Genomic DNA, 16,431 nt, shown 5'->3' with positions numbered 1-16,431 from the left:
CGCGCTCAGAACCTCTCCGGGTACAGAAGGGCGAGGACGAGGTAGCCCAGCAGGGCGACGGCCACTATCAGACCGACGATGTTCTCGGCAGTCACAGCTTCGCCACCCCCTTGGCGACGAGAGCCACCAGCGCGAAGACCGCGATCGTGGTGACGACGAAGGCCACATCGGCCATCGTGTGCTCCTAGATGAGGTACGGATTCTCGGACCTCTTGAGCAAACCTCTCGCCACGGCCGTCCTGGCCTGCGTTGATGGCTTCCTTACGGGGAACGGCGAGCCCTTGACGGCGCGCTTACGTGCCCCATACGCGCCCCATACGCGCGTCTTCCGCGCACTGTCCGGAAACCGCCCCCGGACACGGAAACGGCCGGTGGGCCGTACCCCCTCGCAAGGGAGTACGGCCCACCGGCCGAAGCTGTGCCGGGCGGCTGCCCGGATCCGCTCAGCGCACCTCGGTGATCTCGGGTCCGCGCTGGAGCTGGCCCATGCCACCGGAGAACTTCGAGCTCTCCTGGTCCTCCTGCTGCACGCCCTCAGGGACCATCTGGGCGTCGTTGGGCAGCTTGAGGACGATCGGATCGCGCGGCGCCATGGGGCCCTCGCCCCGGACCACGACGGTGTCCCGGAAGATCGTCTCCAGCAGCCCGGCCGCCTCCGGCTGCACGGCACCCTGGCCGGAGATCACTCCGCGCAGGAACCAACGGGGCCCGTCGACGCCGACGAAGCGCACCAGCTGCACGCCGTTCGTCCCGTCCGGGAGCTGTACGGGGACCTGGGCACGCAGCTCCCAGCCCAGCGGGCCCTCGACCTCGTCGATGATCCCGCCCTGCTGGGTGATGCCGGAGGCGATCTCGTCGCGGACCTCGCCCCAGATGCCTTCCTTCTTGGGCGCGGCGAAGGCCTGGAGCTGGACGGCGCTGTCGCGCAGCACCACGGTCGCGGCGACGATCGCGTCACCGGCCACCTCGACACGCAGCTCCATGCCCTCGACGCCGGGCACGAAGATGCCGCCCAGGTCGACCCGGCCCTCGGCGGGCTGGGAGACCTCGGAGACGTCCCACGGCCCGTCCGGCCGCGGCGCCGGCGGGAGGTTCACCCGACGCGAGCCGCTGTCGGCGCCGTCGGCGTCATCGAGCTCGTCGACGACCTGCTCGGCCTCGCGCGCTTCGTCCGCCACGTCCTCGGCGGAACCACTCTTCTTGCGACGTCCGAACACGTCACTGTCCTTCCCGGTCGGGTACGACCGAAGCGTAGCTGTTCCCGCCCTGGGTGTTCCCGCCCCTGACGCCATCGACATCACCGGAGGCGTGCCCCCCGGTGGATCCGAAGCCTCCCTCGCCGCGGGCCGAGCCCGGCAGCTGGGCCACCTCGTGGAAGCGCACCTTCTCGACCTGCTGGACGACCAGTTGGGCAATCCGGTCGAACCGCTCGAACCGCACCGGCTCTCGCGGGTCGAGGTTGATGACGATCACCTTGATCTCTCCACGGTACCCGGCATCAACCGTCCCCGGGGCATTCACCAGGGCGACTCCGCAGCGTGCGGCGAGGCCGGAGCGCGGGTGCACGAACGCGGCGTACCCGTCGGGCAGCGCGATCGAAACCCCGGTGGGCAGCACCGCCCGCTCGCCGGGGGCGAGTTCGACGGCCTCGGTGGTCACCAGGTCCGCCCCGGCGTCGCCCGGGTGCCCATAGGCCGGAATCGGCACGTCCGGGTCGACCCGGCGGATGAGTACGTCCACGGGCGGGCGCATCAGGGGTTCACCTCGAAGGCACGGGCACGCCTGACCTGGTCGGGGTCGGCCATCGCCGCCTCGATCTCGGCCGGGCGGCCGTTCTCGATGAAGTGGTCGACCTTGACCTCGATGAAGAGGGCCTCGGCCCGGACCGCCACGGGCCCGTCGGGGCCGCCGATCCGGCCGGTCGCCCGGGAGTAGATCTTCCGGCCGTGCACCGCGGTGATCTCGGCGTCGAGGTGCAGCACGGTGTCCACCGGCACCGGGCGGACGAAGTCGGTCTCCAGCCGTCCGGTCACGGCGATCACCCGCAGGAGCCAGTTCAGCGAGCCGAGCGTCTCGTCCAGCGCGGTGGTCAGGATGCCGCCGTGCGCGAGTCCCGGGGCGCCCTGGTGGGCGGCCTGCACGGTGAACTCGGCGGTGACGCGGAGACCGTCACCGGCCCGCGCCTGGAGGTGCAGCCCATGCCGCTGTCCATCGCCGCAGCCGAAACAGTGTTCGTAGTGCGCGCCGAGGAGTTCGCCGGGGGCCGGGGCTTCGGGGTGCCGGACCGGTTTCACCGCGTCGGCCGGGGGCTTCAGAGCCGCAGATGTTCCACTCACAGGCGCAGACCTTACCCGCGCGGCTACCCGCGGGTCGCGCCGTGCCAAGCTTGGGTTCATGCAGCCTTCCACCCCGCCTTTCGACGAACGACTGACCGCACCCCGTTCGTGGTGGCTCATCGCCTTCCTGGTCGGCATCGCCTGCGCGCTGATGCTGCTGCCGCTCGGCACCCTGCCGCTGCTGGCCGGTCTGGCGGGCGGCACGGCCCTGTCGGCGGTCGCGGTGAGCTCCTACGGCTCGGCCAGGATCCGGGTCGTGGCGGGTGCCCTGGTCGCCGGTGACGCGCGGATCCCCGTGACGGCGCTCGGCGAGGCCGAGGTGCTGGACGGCGAGGAGGCGCGCGCGTGGCGCTCGTACAAGGCGGACACCCGGGCGTTCATGCTGCTGCGCAGCTACATTCCGACGGCGGTCCGGGTGGAGATCACCGACCCGCAGGACCCGACCCCGTACGTCTATCTCTCGACCCGCGAGCCGCAGGCCCTGGTGGCGGCCCTCACGGCCGTACGCGCCTGATCGGGACCGGGGACGGCCGCAGCCCCTTCGCGGGCCGTCAGGGCCGTTCACAGGCCCTGGAGCTCCCGGCCTAGGGTTCCAGCTCGGGCGGTACGGCCCTGCTCGGGCCCAGCTGCCGCTCCAGCGGCGGCAGCTCGGGGAGCCGGTCCCAGGGGATCTGGCGTTTGCGCAGGTCCTTCCTGACCCGTTCGGCGACCTTTCTGGTGTCGCGCCGGTTCATCATCGCGCCGACGGCGGCGCCGATCATGAACGGGATCAGGTTCGGCACATCGCGCACCATGCGCTTCATGATCTGCTGGCGCAGCTCGCGCTTCATCTGGCCGCCCAGCGCGGCGTTGACCGTCGTGGGGTGGGCGACGTCGATCCCGCGCTCCTCCGTCCAGGACGTGAGGTAGGCGGTGGAACGCCGGCCGAGCCCGCCCGGCGGGCGCAGCCCGTAGACCTCGTGCAGCTCCGCGACGAGCTTCATCTCGATCGCGGCCACACCGGTGATCTCCGCCGCCAGCTCGGCGAGCATGGCGGGCGGCACGGGCAGCATCGCCGCCGCGCCGATTCCGGCGCCGATGGTGGCGGTGCCCTTGCTCGCGCCTGCGATGAGCTTGTCGGCGAGTTCCTCCGGGCCGAGCCCGGGGAACTGCTTGCGCAGGGTGGCGAGATCGCGCACAGGGACGCGGGGAGCGTTCTCGATGATCAGGTCGGCGATATGACCGATCGCCGCCTTGGCGCTCTCCCCGCCCTTGCGTACGCCCCGTTTCGCTGAACTCAGACGGCCTGCCCCGGTCACGGGCTCCGTCCTGTCGACCTGTCCGGCCCCATAGGCCGCGTCGACTTCCTCGATCGCCGCGATCACTTCTTCGAGCGAGGCCGGCCGGCCCCGCTCGTCGTCCCGCTCACCCGCGGAGGGTGGCAGGGCGGACCGCTCGGCAGGCGCTGTCACACCTTCTGCCGGGCCTGTGCCGCCCTGATACGCCTCCGACGACCTCTTGCGCCGCAAGCGCCGCTTCCGGAACGGTGTGTCGCCTGCCACGGTCGGTGCGACCTAGTCGCAGTCGCGGCAGATGGGCTGGCCGTTCTTCTCGCGCGCCAGCTGGCTCCTGTGGTGCACGAGGAAGCAGCTCATGCACGTGAACTCGTCGGCCTGCTTGGGCAGGACCCTGACGGCCAGCTCTTCGTTGGACAGGTCTGCTCCGGGCAGCTCCAGTCCTTCGGCCGCGTCGAATTCGTCGACGTCGACGGCGGACGCCGTCTTGTCGCTCCGGCGAGCCTTGAGTTCTTCGAGGCTGTCCTGGTCGACGTCGTCATCGGTCTTGCGTGGGGTGTCGTAATCCGTTGCCATGTCGCTCTCCCCCTCTGGGTGTCTGCGGTGTCTCAGCGCACGTAACGCGTGAGAGGCCGGACTTGTGCCCGACCCGAGGCGGAGATTTTGCCTCACATCAAGGTCTGTTACTCAATCGACACCCAAAAGGGCCGCTCACGAGTGGCCGGCTTGGGTGGCGATGGGGACCGTACACGGTCCCGGTGTCGCCCTTCACGGGCGCCACCCCGTGTACTTCCCGTGATATCGGGCCCCGAAAACCCCGACTTTTACGGGTTTTCCGGTGGAGTCCCTGCTCACGGAGCGTTGACAGCAATAAATTCGCTCCTGTGATCGATCACACACGGACGATCCGGGCGCAGGTCCCGAAAATTCCGCTCAAAGCGAACAAATTAATTCGTGCCCGGATCGTTCGGCCCGGCCTCTCAGACGGGCAATGAGACACGCATCACAAGACCACCGCCTTCACGGGGCTCCGCGATGATACGGCCGCCGTGAGCGCGCGCCACGGAGCGCGCGATCGACAGGCCGAGCCCGACCCCCTTGTCGCTGCCCGTTCGCTCCGTACGCAGCCGTCTGAAGGGCTCGAAGAGGTTGTCGATCTCGTACGCCGGCACCACCGGGCCGGTGTTCGAGACGACCAGCAGGGCCTGGCCGCCCCGGAGCTCGGTGGTGACCTCCACCCAGCCCCCCTCGGGGACGTTGTAGCGCACGGCGTTCTGCACGAGGTTAAGCGCGATCCGCTCCAGCAGGACCCCGTTGCCCTGGACTACGGCGGGGGCCCGCTCGCCGCGGATCTCCACGCCGCGCTCCTCGGCCTCGCCACGCGTCTGGTCGATCGCACGCGAGGCCACCTCCTCCAGGTCGACCGGCTTGCGCTCGACGATCTGGTTGTCGCTGCGGGCCAGCAGCAGCAGGCCCTCGACCAGCTGTTCGCTGCGCTCGTTGGTGGCCAGCAGGGTCTTGCCGAGCTGTTTCAGCTCCGGCGGGGCCTGGGGGTCGGACAGATGGACCTCCAGGAGCGTGCGGTTGATCGCGAGCGGGGTGCGCAGCTCGTGCGACGCGTTGCCGACGAACCGCTGCTGGGCGGTGAAGGCCCGCTCCAGGCGGTCGAGCATCTCGTCGAAGGTGTCGGCGAGCTCCTTCAGCTCGTCGTCCGGGCCGTCCAGCTCGATCCGGCGGGACAGATCGGTTCCGGCCACTCTGCGGGCGGTGCGGGTGATCCGGCCCAGCGGCGAGAGCACGCGTCCGGCCATCGCGTAACCGAAGGCGAAGGCGATGACGCTCAGCCCCACCAGGGCCAGCAGCGAGCGGTTCAGGAGCGTGTCGAGTGCCTGCTGCCGCTGGTGGTTGACGCAGGAGTTCATCGCCGCGTTGAAGGATTCCGGCGATGCCTTCTCCGGCAGGTTGCAGACATCGCTGGTGACCTGCCCGTTGACGATCTTGAACGGCAGCTCGCTGCCCACGTGCAGGGCCTGCGCGGCCAGCATGTAGATGATCGACAGCAGCAGGATGCCGGCGATCAGGAACATGCCGCCGTAGAGCAGCGTGAGCCGTATCCGGATGGTCGGGCGCAGCCAGTAGGGGGGCTCCTGCTGTTTGGGCTCCCAGGTGGGCTTCGGAGGCGCCGTCGGCGGCGCGGGGGCGGTGGGCACGGCCGTCAGATCCGGTAACCGGAACCGGGCACGGTGACGATGACCGGGGGCTCGCCGAGTTTCCGGCGCAGCGTCATGACGGTCACCCGGACGACATTGGTGAACGGGTCGGTGTTCTCGTCCCAGGCCTTCTCCAGCAGCTGCTCGGCCGAGACGACCGCGCCCTCGCTGCGCATCAGTACCTCCAGCACGGCGAACTCCTTCGGTGCGAGCTGGACCTCCGTCTCGCCCCGGAAGACCTCGCGCCGGTTGGGGTCGAGCTTGATGCCGGCCCGCTCCAGGACGGGCGGCAGGGCCACCGTGGTGCGCCGGCCGAGCGCCCGCACCCGTGCGGTCAGCTCGCTGAAGGCGAACGGCTTGGGCAGGTAGTCGTCGGCACCCAGCTCCAGGCCCTCGACGCGGTCGCTGACGTCGCCGGACGCGGTGAGCATCAGCACCCGGGTGGGCATGCCCAGCTCGACGATCCGCCGGCAGACGTCGTCGCCGTGGACCAGCGGGAGGTCCCGGTCGAGCACCACGACGTCGTAGTCGTTGACCTCGATGCGCTCCAGGGCCGCGGCGCCGTCGTACACGACATCGACGGCCATGGCCTCCCGGCGCAATCCGGTGGCCACCGCATCGGCGAGCAGCTGCTCGTCCTCCACGACGAGTACGCGCACGGCGCTGTCCTTCCTTAGAAACCTACGTAGAAACTTCAGAACGTCCCAAAGTGCCCACGGTCCGTGATCCGGACACCCGTCGGCACAGGTCTGTGCGGCTCCATCCTGCCCGCAACGCGCATAAACCGGCGGTAAGACGACGTGCCGCGGCCTGGGGCCCGCTGGAATTCACCGGACTTTCGGGCCAGTTGAGGTTTCCCCTGGGCCAGGCCCGGGGAGGACGCATTCACACCCGAGATCACGCCTTGAATGTGGCGTGCCACAGGCCACTCCGTCCCCGGAGAGCGCGTGATCACCCGCCCTACCGCCTCCGTGCGGAGGGAAACCCCGGGCACACCCCCGTGCCACCGACCCACGATGAGGGGGCGCGTTATGGACGCTTTCACCGCAGGTCTGCTGCAGCGGATCAAGACCACCGAGTACGACCTCACGAGAGCTCGGGAAACCGGCGACGACTTCCTCGCGGATGTCGAGCAGAGCGAGCTGGACGACCTTCACCGCCTCGCCGCCGAGCACGGCGTCGAGATCGGCGTCACCAGCGTCTGAGCACATCGGCGAGAAGGGCCCCCGAATGCCGTCACCGGCGTCGGGGGCCCTTCTCGTGTGCCGGGCCTGCCCGGCCGGCGGCTTCAGTCGTGCCAGGCGCCGAACTCCTCCAGGAGGGCCTGGAGCGGCTCGAAGACGCCCGGCGTCGCGGCGACCGTCAGATCACCGTCGGCGGGCAGGCCGGGCCGCCCGCCGGTGTACGCGCCCGCCTCGCGGGCGATGAGGTCGCCGGCCGCCAGGTCCCAGGGATGGAGCCCGCGCTCGTAGTAGCCGTCGAGGCGGCCCGCGGCCACATCGCAGAGGTCCACGGCGGCGGAGCCGCTGCGGCGGATGTCACGGAGCCGCGGGATCAGCTTCTGGGCCACGTCCGCCTGGTGCGCACGGACGTCACCGACGTAGTTGAAACCGGTCGAGACGAGCGCCTGGTCGAGCGGCGGCGCGGGCCGGCAGCGCAGGGGGGTGCCGTCGCCGTACGCGCCGCCCTCGGCGTACGCGCCGCCGCCGAGCACCGCCCGGTAGGTCTCGCGGCGCATCGGGGCAGCCACGACGCCCACGACCCGCACGCCGTCCCGTTCGGCGGCGATGGACACGGCCCAGGTGGGCAGCCCGTACAGGTAGTTCACGGTGCCGTCGAGCGGGTCGACGACCCAGCGGATCCCGCTGCTGCCCTCGGCGCTGGCCCCCTCCTCGCCGAGGACGCCGTCCTGCGGGCGGCGCTCGCTCAGGAAGCCGGTGATCAGCTTCTCGGCCGCGATGTCCATCTCGGTGACGACGTCGATCGGGCTGGACTTGGTCGCGGCCACCCCCAGATCGGCCGGGCGGCCGTCACGGAGCAGCGCTCCGGCCCGTGAGGCGGCCTCCAGGGCGAGGGCGAGCAGTTCGGACAGGTTCGGGTCGGTCACGGCTCTCCAGGGGGTCGTGGGCGTACGGCAGGGCTCTTACGCGTAGGGGCTGTCGGCACCCGCGGCGGCGGGCTTGAGGGCCCGGGCGGGGCAGCAGCCGACCGGGCAGAGGTCGTGGCCCGGCCCGAGCGAGCCCAGCGCGCACCGCCGGCCGCCCTGTCCCCGCTCGGTGGCGGCGCGCTCCAGCACCAGATCGCGCACGGCGGCGGCGAAGCGCGGGTCGGCGCCGACGGTGGCCGACCGGCGCACCGGCAGCCCCAGCTCGGCGGCCTTCGCGGTGGCCTCCGTGTCGAGGTCGTACAGGACCTCCATGTGGTCCGAGACGAAGCCGATGGGGGCCATCACCACGGCGGGCACACCGTCGGCGTGCAGCGCCTCCAGGTGGTCGCAGATGTCGGGCTCCAGCCAGGGGATGTGCGGGGCGCCGCTGCGCGACTGGTAGACGAGCTGCCAGGGGTACTCGACGCCGGTCTCCTCACGCACCGCGTCGACGACCAGCCGGGCGACCTCGAGGTGCTCGGCGACATAGGCGCCGCCGTCGCCGTGCGCCTTCACGGGGCCGGAGGTGTCGGCGGCGGAGGTGGGGATGGAGTGCGTGGTGAAGGCGAGGTGCGCCCCGGCCCGTACGTCCTCGGGGAGGTCGGCCAGGGAGGCGAGGACGCCGTCCACCACGGGGGTCACGAATCCGGGGTGGTTGAAGTAGTGCCGGAGCTTGTCCACCCGGGGCACCGGCAGCCCCTCCGCCTCCAGGACGGCCAGTGACTCGGCGAGGTTCTCGCGGTACTGCCGGCAGCCGGAGTAGGAGGCGTAGGCGCTGGTGGCGAGGACGGCGATGCGGCGGTGTCCGGCCGCGGCCATCTCGCGCAGGGTGTCGGTGAGGTAGGGCGCCCAGTTGCGGTTGCCCCAGTACACCGGCAGGTCCAGGCCGTGCTCGGCGAAGTCCTTGCGCAGGGCGTCCAGCAGGGCCCTGTTGTGGGCGTTGATCGGACTGACGCCACCGAACAGGAAGTAGTGCTTGCCGACCTCCTTCAGCCGCTCCTCGGGGATGCCCCGGCCGCGGGTCACGTTCGCCAGGAACGGGACCACGTCGTCCGGGCCTTCGGGGCCGCCGAAGGAGAGCAGCAGCAGGGCGTCGTAGGGAGCGGGATCGCGCAGATCGGACATGACAACGATCCTGCCACCCGCCTCGGACGGCCCTCCCACCGACATCGGCTCCGGGCCCACCCCGCTGTCGGGCCGATCGCCCCGACCGCAATGACCTCACCCGCCGTTGGCAGCGGCGTCGCGCTGCCCATCGCGGGTGAGGCCGTAAGCTGTATCGGTTACGTTCATGTATTACAGGCGTGTGCGATCACGCTGTTCCGGAGCCCTCCTTGCCCAGTCCCTACCGCGCGATATTCGCCGTCCCCGGCACCAAGGGGTTCTCGGCGGCCGGATTCCTCGGCCGGATGCCGCTGTCCATGATGGGCATCGGCGTGGTGACCATGATTTCCCAGCTCACCGGCCGTTACGGGCTGGCCGGCGCGCTCTCCGCGATGCTGGCGATGTCGGCGGCGGTGATCGGGCCGCTGATCTCCCGGCTCGTCGACCGGCACGGACAGCGCCGGGTCCTGCGGCCCGCCACCCTGGTCGCGCTGACGGCGGTGGCCGGGCTGCTGATCTGCGCGCAGCAGCGGCTGGCCGACTGGACGCTCTTCGTCTTCGCGGCGGGCGCCGGCTGCGTGCCCAGCGTGGGTTCGATGATCCGGGCCCGCTGGGCGGAGATCTACCGCGGTTCGCCGCGGCAGCTGCACACCGCGTACGCGTGGGAGTCGATCGTCGACGAGGTGTGCTTCATCTTCGGGCCGATCATCTCGATCGGTCTGTCCACCGCCTGGTTCCCGGAGGCCGGGCCGCTCCTGGCGGCCGGGTTCCTGCTGGTCGGTGTGGTCTGGCTGACCGCGCAGCGGTCCACCGAGCCCGTTCCGCATCCGCGCCGGGAACACACCGGCGGCTCCGCGCTGCGCTCCCGGGGACTCCAGGTGCTCGTGGTGACGTTCGTGGCCACCGGCGCGATCTTCGGGTCGGTCGACGTGGTGACGGTGGCCTTCGCCGAGGACCGGGGCCACAAGGCCGCGGCGAGCCTCGTACTGGCCGTGTACGCGCTGGGGTCCTGCCTGGCCGGAGCGGTCTTCGGCCTGCTCCACCTGAAGGGGAAGGCGTCCACCAGGTGGCTGGTGGGCGTGTGCGCGATGGCCGTGAGTATGATCCCCCTCCAACTGGCCGGGAACCTGCCGTTCCTGGCCGTGGCGCTCTTTGTCGCGGGTCTCGCCATCGCACCGACGATGGTCACCACCATGGCCCTCGTCGAACAGCACGTACCGCGCACCGAACTGACCGAAGGCATGACCTGGACCAGCACCGGGCTCGCCGTCGGAGTGGCGCTCGGCTCCTCGGCCGCCGGCTGGGTGGTCGACGCGTCGGGAGCAGAGGCGGGGTACGCGGTGCCCGTCGCGGCGGGAGCGCTCGCGGCCGCGGTGGCGTTCCTGGGGTATCGCCGGCTCAGCGGGCCGGTTCCTATGGAAGGGCGCGCGGAAGATGACCGACACCGACGCACGGACGACGACGAACGCGTGGCGTAACTGGGCGGGCAATGTCAGCGCCCGTCCGGTACGGGCCGTGTCCCCGGCCTCCGTGCCGGAGCTCGCCGAGGTGCTGCGCCGGGCGTCCGAGGACGGTCTGCGGGTGAAGCCGGTCGGCACCGGGCACTCCTTCACCGCGACGGCGGCCACCGACGGCGTGCTGATCCGCCCGGACCTGCTCACCGGCATCCGGAACATCGACCGCGAGGCGATGACGGTGACCGTCGAGGCCGGCACCCCGCTGAAGCGGCTGAACACCGCCCTGGCCCGCGAGGGCCTCTCGCTCACCAACATGGGCGACATCATGGAGCAGACGGTCGCGGGTGCCACCTCGACCGGCACCCACGGCACCGGCCGTGACTCGGCGTCCATATCCGCGCAGATCCGCGCCCTCGAACTGGTCACCGCCGACGGCACGGTGCTGACCTGTTCGGAGAAGGAGAACGCCGACATCTTCGCCGTCGCCCGGATCGGGCTCGGCGCACTGGGTGTCATTACGGCGATCACCTTCGCCGTGGAGCCGGTCTTCCTGCTGACGGCCCGTGAGGAGCCGATGACCTTCGACCGGGTTCTGGGCGACTTCGACGCGCTGGTCGCGGAGAACGAGCACTTCGAGTTCTACTGGTTCCCGCACACCGGCAACTGCAACACCAAGCGCAACAACCGCAGCGCGGGCCCCGCCGCCCCGCCCGGAAAGGTCAGCGGCTGGGTCGAGGACGAGCTCCTCTCCAACGGGATCTTCCAGGTGGCCTGTTCGCTCGGCCGGGCGGTCCCCGCCGCCATTCCGTCGATCGCCAAGCTCTCCAGCCGCGCCCTGTCGGCCCGCACGTACACCGACATCCCGTACAAGGTCTTCACCAGCCCGCGCCGGGTCCGCTTCGTGGAGATGGAGTACGCGCTGCCGCGCGAGGCCGCCGTGGAGGCGCTGCGCGAGGTGAAGGCGATGGTCGAGCGTTCGCCGCTGCGGATCAGCTTCCCGGTGGAGGTCCGTACCGCCCCGGCGGACGACATCGCGCTCTCCACGGCCTCGGGCCGCGAGAGCGCGTACATCGCCGTCCACCTCTACAAGGGCACGCCCTACCAGGCGTACTTCACGGCGGTCGAGCGGATCATGACCGCCCATGGCGGCCGCCCGCACTGGGGCAAGGTCAACACCCGTGACGCGGAGTACCTCGCCGGGGTGTACCCGCGGTTCGGCGAGTTCACCGCCGTACGCGACCGGCTCGACCCGGACCGGCTCTTCGGCAACGACTACCTGCGCCGGGTCCTGGGCGAGTAGCCCCGGACGCCGGGCCGTGCCTCACTGTCCGGTGTCCGTGCCGGTGGCGGCACCGTCGCCCTGGGCCGGGGCCCCGCCGCCGCCCTCGGGGGCCGTGCCGGCGGAGGCGCCGTCGCTGGGTGCCGCCGGGGAGGGAGTGGCCGCCGGGGACGGGCTCGTACGGTCACCGGTGCCGCTGGACGGCGTGGGGCTCGGCGTCGGACCGGCCGAGGAGCCGTCGCCCTGACCGGAGTCGGGGTTCTGGCCCCGGTCTCCCTGCGAGTCCGTACCGGGCGTCGTGCCGCTCTCCCGGTCGGGTGTCCGCCCCTGGCCCGGGTCGGTGCTCGTCGACGGTGCCGGATCGTCCGACCCGGAAGTCCGCTCCCCGCCACGCACGACGGAGCCGACGGTTGTGCCCTGGCCACCACTCAGGTCGTTGCCGGAGATCAGCTCGTACGTGGTGATTCCGGCCATCGTGAGGACGAAGACCACCGCCGCCCCGAGCGCCGGCCGCTTCCAGCCGCGGACCCGGGTGCCATGTGTGGTGGCTTCGGAGAACTCCTCGTCCGGATCCGGGCGCCCCGTGGAGAGCATCTGGGTCGCGTCGGGGGTCCGCAGCATTCGCGTACGGTCCTGGTCGTCTGCCGCGGCACCCGGCGCGGCCGTGACGTCCGCCCCGCGCAGCACGGTGGTGGCGTCCATGGCGGGCATCATCGTGGTGGCGTCCATGGCTCCGTCGGGAGCTCGGGAGGGGGTTGCGGAGGGAGTTCCGGCCGACGGCCGTCGCGTCCCCTTCGTCGCACGCGCACCGCTGGTCTCCCGCGTATGCACCGTCACCTCACGGTCCGGGTGCTTCACCTGGACCGTGACCTCGCGGATCTGCTCCCCCGTGCGCCGGAAGAAGTGCTGGAAGACCGAACCGCCGCAGGTGGCGACGACGCTCATCACTCCGGCGCCGAGGATCGTTCCGTACACACCCAGCTGGGAGGCGGCCACCGCCGCCGCGACCGCTGCCACGGCACTGCCCGCGACCTGCGGCAGGCTCAGATCTATACGCCTTCCTTTGGGTTCTGTGTCACTTTCCGGCTTCCGCACCATTTCCAGCCCTTGATTGACATCTCTCCCACCATGCAACAGGAAGGGACATTTGAGCGAAGTGAATAGTTCCGGTTCCGGGGATTCTGTGAAGCAGGACACGAGCGCGGGGCGCACCACCCCCGGCCCGGTGACCCGACTCCCCCACCTCAGGAGAACTTCGACGGCGCGGCGGTCCACCCTCATGGCCCGAATGGAGTACTGTGGCGAGCCCTGGGGCCGGACTCCCGTACGAGTGTCCGGGATCTTCGGGAGGGGGCCGAAGGAGGCACTCGATCCGGCGGCGCCACGGCATCGCACGGAGACTGGCTACATGAGGTGACGAGAGGTCACTTTCTGTTGCAGAATAGGTCACCGTGTCATACCGGCGATCAAGGGCTCACGCCCGACACGCCGGGCAACACGGCAATGTTGTGGCAGGCTGCACCCGGGCAGGCCACACTCGACTAGCGGAAGCAGCGACGCACGTGACGTCGGCAGGCACCACCCGGGAGGTCCCCATGCCCGAACTGCGTGTCGTGGCCGTCTCCAACGACGGCACACGACTGGTGCTCAAGGCTGCGGACAGCACGGAGTACACGCTTCCCATCGACGAGCGGCTGCGCGCCGCCGTGCGCAACGACCGCGCGCGACTCGGCCAGATCGAGATCGAGGTGGAGAGCCACCTCCGCCCCCGCGACATCCAGGCCCGGATACGAGCCGGTGCCTCCGCGGAGGAGGTCGCCCAGTTCGCCGGGATCCCCGTCGACCGTGTCCGCCGCTTCGAGGGCCCCGTGCTCGCGGAGCGCGCCTTCATGGCCGAGCGGGCCCGGAAGACTCCCGTGCGCCGTCCCGGCGAGAACACCGGCCCCCAGCTCGGCGAGGCGGTGCAGGAGCGGCTGCTGCTGCGCGGCGCCGACAAGGAGACCGTCCAGTGGGATTCCTGGCGCCGCGATGACGGCACCTGGGAAGTCCTCCTGGTCTACCGGGTCGCGGGCGAGCCGCACTCGGCGAGCTGGACGTACGACCCGCCGCGTCGGCTGGTCCAGGCGGTGGACGACGAGGCGCGCTCGCTGATCGGCGAGACCGACGACGTCGCCGCCCCCGAGCCGAGCTTCCCGTTCGTGCCCCGGATCGCCCGGCTGCCGCGCGACCGGCCGCTGGACCGCGCCCTGGACCGCCAGATGGAGCGGCCCACGGCTCCGCCGCCCCCGCCCGAGCCGGAGGAGCACATCGCGTCGGTCTCGGCCGGTGAGCGCGATTCGCTGACCAGCCTGCTGGAGGCGGTGCCGAGCTTCCGCGGCGACATGGTGGTGCCGGAACGGCCGGCGCAGCCCGAGCCGCCCGCGATCGAGCCCGCCACGCAGGAGCCGGGGGCCGGTGAACCGCCGGCCGCGGCGGCCTCCGCGGGTGCCGGTTCCGCCTACGCCGATGTGCTGATGCCACGAGCGGTGGCCGGTCACCGCGACCGGCTGACCGGTACGACGGACCGCCAGGCCGAGGCGGACGGCGTCCGGCCCGGCCGCCGGGCCGCCGTACCGACCTGGGACGAGATCGTCTTCGGCACCCGCCGCAAGAAGCAGGACTGAGCGGGGGAACCGCGGCATGACGAGGGCCCGTACGCCACTGCGTACGGGCCCTCGTGCCGTCTGCGTCCGCCGCGCCTCGCGCTTACGGGGCCGGGCGCGGCGGTCCCGGTCGGCGCGCCCTCCGTTACTGGGGCTCGGGCCCCGTTGCCACCGGGCGGGACTCGTCGCCGGACCACTCGGACCAGGAGCCCGCGTACAGCGCCGCGGGGATCCCGGCGACGGCCAGGGCCAAGACCTCATGGGCGCCGGAGACGCCGGAGCCGCAGTAGACGCCGATCTCCTCCGCCGGGCCGGCGCCGAGTTCCTTGAAGCGGACCGCCAGCGCCTCCGGGGCCAGGAACCGCCCGTCGTCCCCCGTGTTCTCGGAGGTCGGGGCCGAGACCGCGCCCGGGATGTGGCCGCCCACCCGGTCGATCGGCTCCACGTCGCCCCGGTAGCGCTCGGCGGCCCGTGCGTCGAGCAGCAGCCCCGAGCGGGCCAGCTCCGCCGCTCCGTCCGCGTCCAGCAGCGGCAGCGCACCGGGGACGGGCCGGAAGTCACCCCCGGCCGGAGCCGGGATCCCGGTGTCGAGGTCGCCCGTCCAGACGGCGAGACCGCCGTCCAGGACCCTGACGTCCGGGTGTCCCGTCCAGCGCAGCAGCCACCAGGCGCGGGCCGCGGCCCAGCCCTGGCCGCCGTCGTACACGACCACCGGGGTGTCCCGGGAGACACCGGCCCTGCGCATCACCGCCCCGAATTCGTCCGGATCGGGCAGTGGATGGCGGCCGCCGCGGCCCGCGGGTCCGGCGAGTTCCGCGTCCAGGTCGACGAAGACCGCACCGGGAATGTGCCCGGCCTCGTACTCGGGCCGCCCGTTCGGGCCGCCCAGCTGCCAACGTACGTCCAGGAGCACCGGCGGACGTGGCCCCGCCGACTCGCTCGCGTATTCCGATGCGGTGATGATGGGCTTCATGGGTGCCATCCTCGCGCAGGAGGCACCCCACCCGTAACACCCTCGAAACGGGCGCACCGCTGCAAACCGGTCTCCCTCCGTCGAGATCCGGAAAGTGCGGCGCGGCCGGAGCACTTCGTGCGCCGGGTGGTGCCAACATCTGCACGGGGCGTACACATCCCGTACCGCACGACGGCGAGCCGGCCCCGTTTTCCCCCGTACGGCCACCCCGATGGTCCGAGGAGAGAGTGACGATGACCGAGGCTGCCGCGCCGCGTACGCCCGGAACACCTTGCTGGGTGAGTCTGATCGTGCACAGCATGAGCACGACCCAGGCCTTCTACGCCGATCTGTTCGGCTGGGAATTCGTGCCGGGTCCGGACCAGCTGGGTCCGTACGTCCGGGCGCTGATCGACGGAAAAGTGGTGGCGGGCATCGGACAGCTGCCGCCGGACCGGCATCTGCCGGTCGCCTGGACGACCTATCTGGCCACCGACGACGCGGATCTCACCGCGGAGGCCATCCGGTCCTGCGGGGGCACCGTCGCCGTGGGGCCGCTCGACGCGGGCGAGGCGGGCCGGCTCGCCATCGCCTCCGACCCCGGCGGTGCGGTCTTCGGGGTCTGGCAGGCCGCCGCGCATGTCGGCACCGCGCTCGCCGGCGCCCCCGGCACTCCGGTCTGGAACGAGTTGGTGACCCGGGAGACCGCGACGGTCTGCAAGTTCTACCAGATGGTCTTCGGCTACGAGGCGGAGGCGGTCGTCTCGGCCGACTTCGACTACCAGACCCTGCATCTGGAGGGCCGGCCGGTGGCGTCGCTGCACGGTGTCGGCCATGCCCTGCCGCGCGACCGGGGCCCGCACTGGATGACGCACTTCGAGGTCTCCGACACCGACGAGGCCGCCCGGCGGGTGGTGGAGCTGGGTGGGTACATCCTGCAGCCGCCCCGGGAGGGGTCGGGCGGCCGGGTGGCGACCGTGGCGGACCCGGAGGGCGCGGCCTTCACGATCGTCCGGTCGGCCGTCGGCTGA

Annotated in this window: 18 protein-coding genes; 6 read left to right on the top strand and 12 right to left on the bottom strand. The window is 71.5% G+C overall.

Annotation, left to right across the window (positions count from 1 at the left end; genetic code table 11):
• Positions 1-5: 5 nt before the first annotated feature.
• The 4 genes from kdpF to ABZ622_RS25440 all read right to left on the bottom strand — a co-directional run bounded on the left by kdpF (position 6) and on the right by ABZ622_RS25440 (position 2,336).
• Entirely contained in the window at positions 6-95 is a 90-nt protein-coding gene (gene kdpF / locus ABZ622_RS25455) for a K(+)-transporting ATPase subunit F (protein ID WP_037701211.1), read from the bottom strand.
• 348 nt (positions 96-443) lie between these two features.
• Complete coding sequence (locus ABZ622_RS25450; RefSeq protein WP_360546846.1) at positions 444-1,217, bottom strand: DUF3710 domain-containing protein; 774 nt, start codon at positions 1,215-1,217, stop codon at positions 444-446.
• A 1-nt stretch (position 1,218) separates the two neighbouring features.
• Positions 1,219-1,752: a dUTP diphosphatase gene (gene dut, locus ABZ622_RS25445; protein WP_360546844.1), complete on the bottom strand. Its 534-nt coding sequence runs from the start codon at positions 1,750-1,752 to the stop codon at positions 1,219-1,221.
• On the bottom strand, positions 1,752-2,336 hold the full coding sequence (locus ABZ622_RS25440; protein WP_360546842.1) for a PaaI family thioesterase: 585 nt from the start codon (positions 2,334-2,336) through the stop codon (positions 1,752-1,754). The genes dut and ABZ622_RS25440 overlap by 1 nt, the downstream gene beginning before the upstream one ends.
• A gap of 58 nt (positions 2,337-2,394) precedes the next feature.
• Here ABZ622_RS25440 and ABZ622_RS25435 point away from each other — a divergent pair, with 58 nt between their 5' ends.
• Positions 2,395-2,850 (top strand): DUF3093 domain-containing protein, encoded by a 456-nt coding sequence (locus tag ABZ622_RS25435; protein ID WP_360546840.1) that lies wholly within the window; start codon positions 2,395-2,397, stop codon positions 2,848-2,850.
• Between the two features lie 70 nt (positions 2,851-2,920).
• Here the strand turns inward: ABZ622_RS25435 and ABZ622_RS25430 are convergent, their stop codons facing one another.
• From ABZ622_RS25430 to ABZ622_RS25415, 4 genes are all read right to left on the bottom strand, one after another.
• Positions 2,921-3,877, bottom strand: a complete 957-nt coding sequence (locus tag ABZ622_RS25430) for a hypothetical protein (protein WP_360546838.1) — start codon at positions 3,875-3,877, stop codon at positions 2,921-2,923.
• A gap of 12 nt (positions 3,878-3,889) precedes the next feature.
• Positions 3,890-4,186 carry a DUF4193 domain-containing protein gene (locus ABZ622_RS25425; RefSeq protein ID WP_003965732.1) on the bottom strand — a complete coding sequence of 99 codons (297 nt, stop codon included), beginning with the start codon at positions 4,184-4,186 and terminating at the stop codon, positions 3,890-3,892.
• A 404-nt stretch (positions 4,187-4,590) separates the two neighbouring features.
• Complete coding sequence (locus tag ABZ622_RS25420) at positions 4,591-5,820, bottom strand: ATP-binding protein (RefSeq protein ID WP_266911258.1); 1,230 nt, start codon at positions 5,818-5,820, stop codon at positions 4,591-4,593.
• Positions 5,821-5,825: 5 nt separating this feature from the next.
• Positions 5,826-6,479, bottom strand: a complete 654-nt coding sequence (locus tag ABZ622_RS25415) for a response regulator transcription factor (protein ID WP_072485872.1) — start codon at positions 6,477-6,479, stop codon at positions 5,826-5,828.
• 372 nt (positions 6,480-6,851) lie between these two features.
• Between ABZ622_RS25415 and ABZ622_RS25410 the strand changes: the two genes are divergently transcribed.
• Complete coding sequence (locus tag ABZ622_RS25410; protein WP_360546835.1) at positions 6,852-7,025, top strand: hypothetical protein; 174 nt, start codon at positions 6,852-6,854, stop codon at positions 7,023-7,025.
• An 83-nt stretch (positions 7,026-7,108) separates the two neighbouring features.
• Here ABZ622_RS25410 and ABZ622_RS25405 read toward each other — a convergent pair whose 3' ends face one another.
• Positions 7,109-7,927, bottom strand: coding sequence for an inositol monophosphatase family protein (locus tag ABZ622_RS25405; RefSeq protein WP_360546833.1), 819 nt, complete (start codon positions 7,925-7,927; stop codon positions 7,109-7,111).
• A 36-nt stretch (positions 7,928-7,963) separates the two neighbouring features.
• Positions 7,964-9,091: a ferrochelatase gene (locus tag ABZ622_RS25400; protein ID WP_360546831.1), complete on the bottom strand. Its 1,128-nt coding sequence runs from the start codon at positions 9,089-9,091 to the stop codon at positions 7,964-7,966.
• A gap of 209 nt (positions 9,092-9,300) precedes the next feature.
• On the opposite strand from ABZ622_RS25400, the gene ABZ622_RS25395 reads away from it, so the two are divergent.
• Positions 9,301-10,548 carry an MFS transporter gene (locus tag ABZ622_RS25395; protein ID WP_360546829.1) on the top strand — a complete coding sequence of 416 codons (1,248 nt, stop codon included), beginning with the start codon at positions 9,301-9,303 and terminating at the stop codon, positions 10,546-10,548.
• On the top strand, positions 10,505-11,827 hold the full coding sequence (locus ABZ622_RS25390) for a D-arabinono-1,4-lactone oxidase (RefSeq protein ID WP_360546827.1): 1,323 nt from the start codon (positions 10,505-10,507) through the stop codon (positions 11,825-11,827). The genes ABZ622_RS25395 and ABZ622_RS25390 overlap by 44 nt, the downstream gene beginning before the upstream one ends.
• Before the next feature lie 21 nt (positions 11,828-11,848).
• On the opposite strand, the gene ABZ622_RS25385 is transcribed toward ABZ622_RS25390, so the two are convergent.
• Complete coding sequence (locus tag ABZ622_RS25385) at positions 11,849-12,904, bottom strand: hypothetical protein (RefSeq protein WP_360546825.1); 1,056 nt, start codon at positions 12,902-12,904, stop codon at positions 11,849-11,851.
• A gap of 497 nt (positions 12,905-13,401) precedes the next feature.
• Between ABZ622_RS25385 and sepH the strand changes: the two genes are divergently transcribed.
• Entirely contained in the window at positions 13,402-14,469 is a 1,068-nt protein-coding gene (gene sepH / locus ABZ622_RS25380; protein ID WP_360546823.1) for a septation protein SepH, read from the top strand.
• Positions 14,470-14,593: 124 nt separating this feature from the next.
• Here the strand turns inward: sepH and ABZ622_RS25375 are convergent, their stop codons facing one another.
• Positions 14,594-15,421, bottom strand: coding sequence for a sulfurtransferase (locus ABZ622_RS25375; RefSeq protein WP_360546821.1), 828 nt, complete (start codon positions 15,419-15,421; stop codon positions 14,594-14,596).
• A gap of 233 nt (positions 15,422-15,654) precedes the next feature.
• On the opposite strand from ABZ622_RS25375, the gene ABZ622_RS25370 reads away from it, so the two are divergent.
• Positions 15,655-16,431: a VOC family protein gene (locus tag ABZ622_RS25370; RefSeq protein ID WP_360546819.1), complete on the top strand. Its 777-nt coding sequence runs from the start codon at positions 15,655-15,657 to the stop codon at positions 16,429-16,431.

Source organism: Streptomyces sp. NPDC007164, from assembly GCF_040634135.1.
GTDB classification, from domain to species: domain Bacteria; phylum Actinomycetota; class Actinomycetes; order Streptomycetales; family Streptomycetaceae; genus Streptomyces; species Streptomyces sanglieri.
Note: the sequence above shows the minus strand (reverse complement) of the source record. Positions and strands in the feature narration are given on the sequence as shown.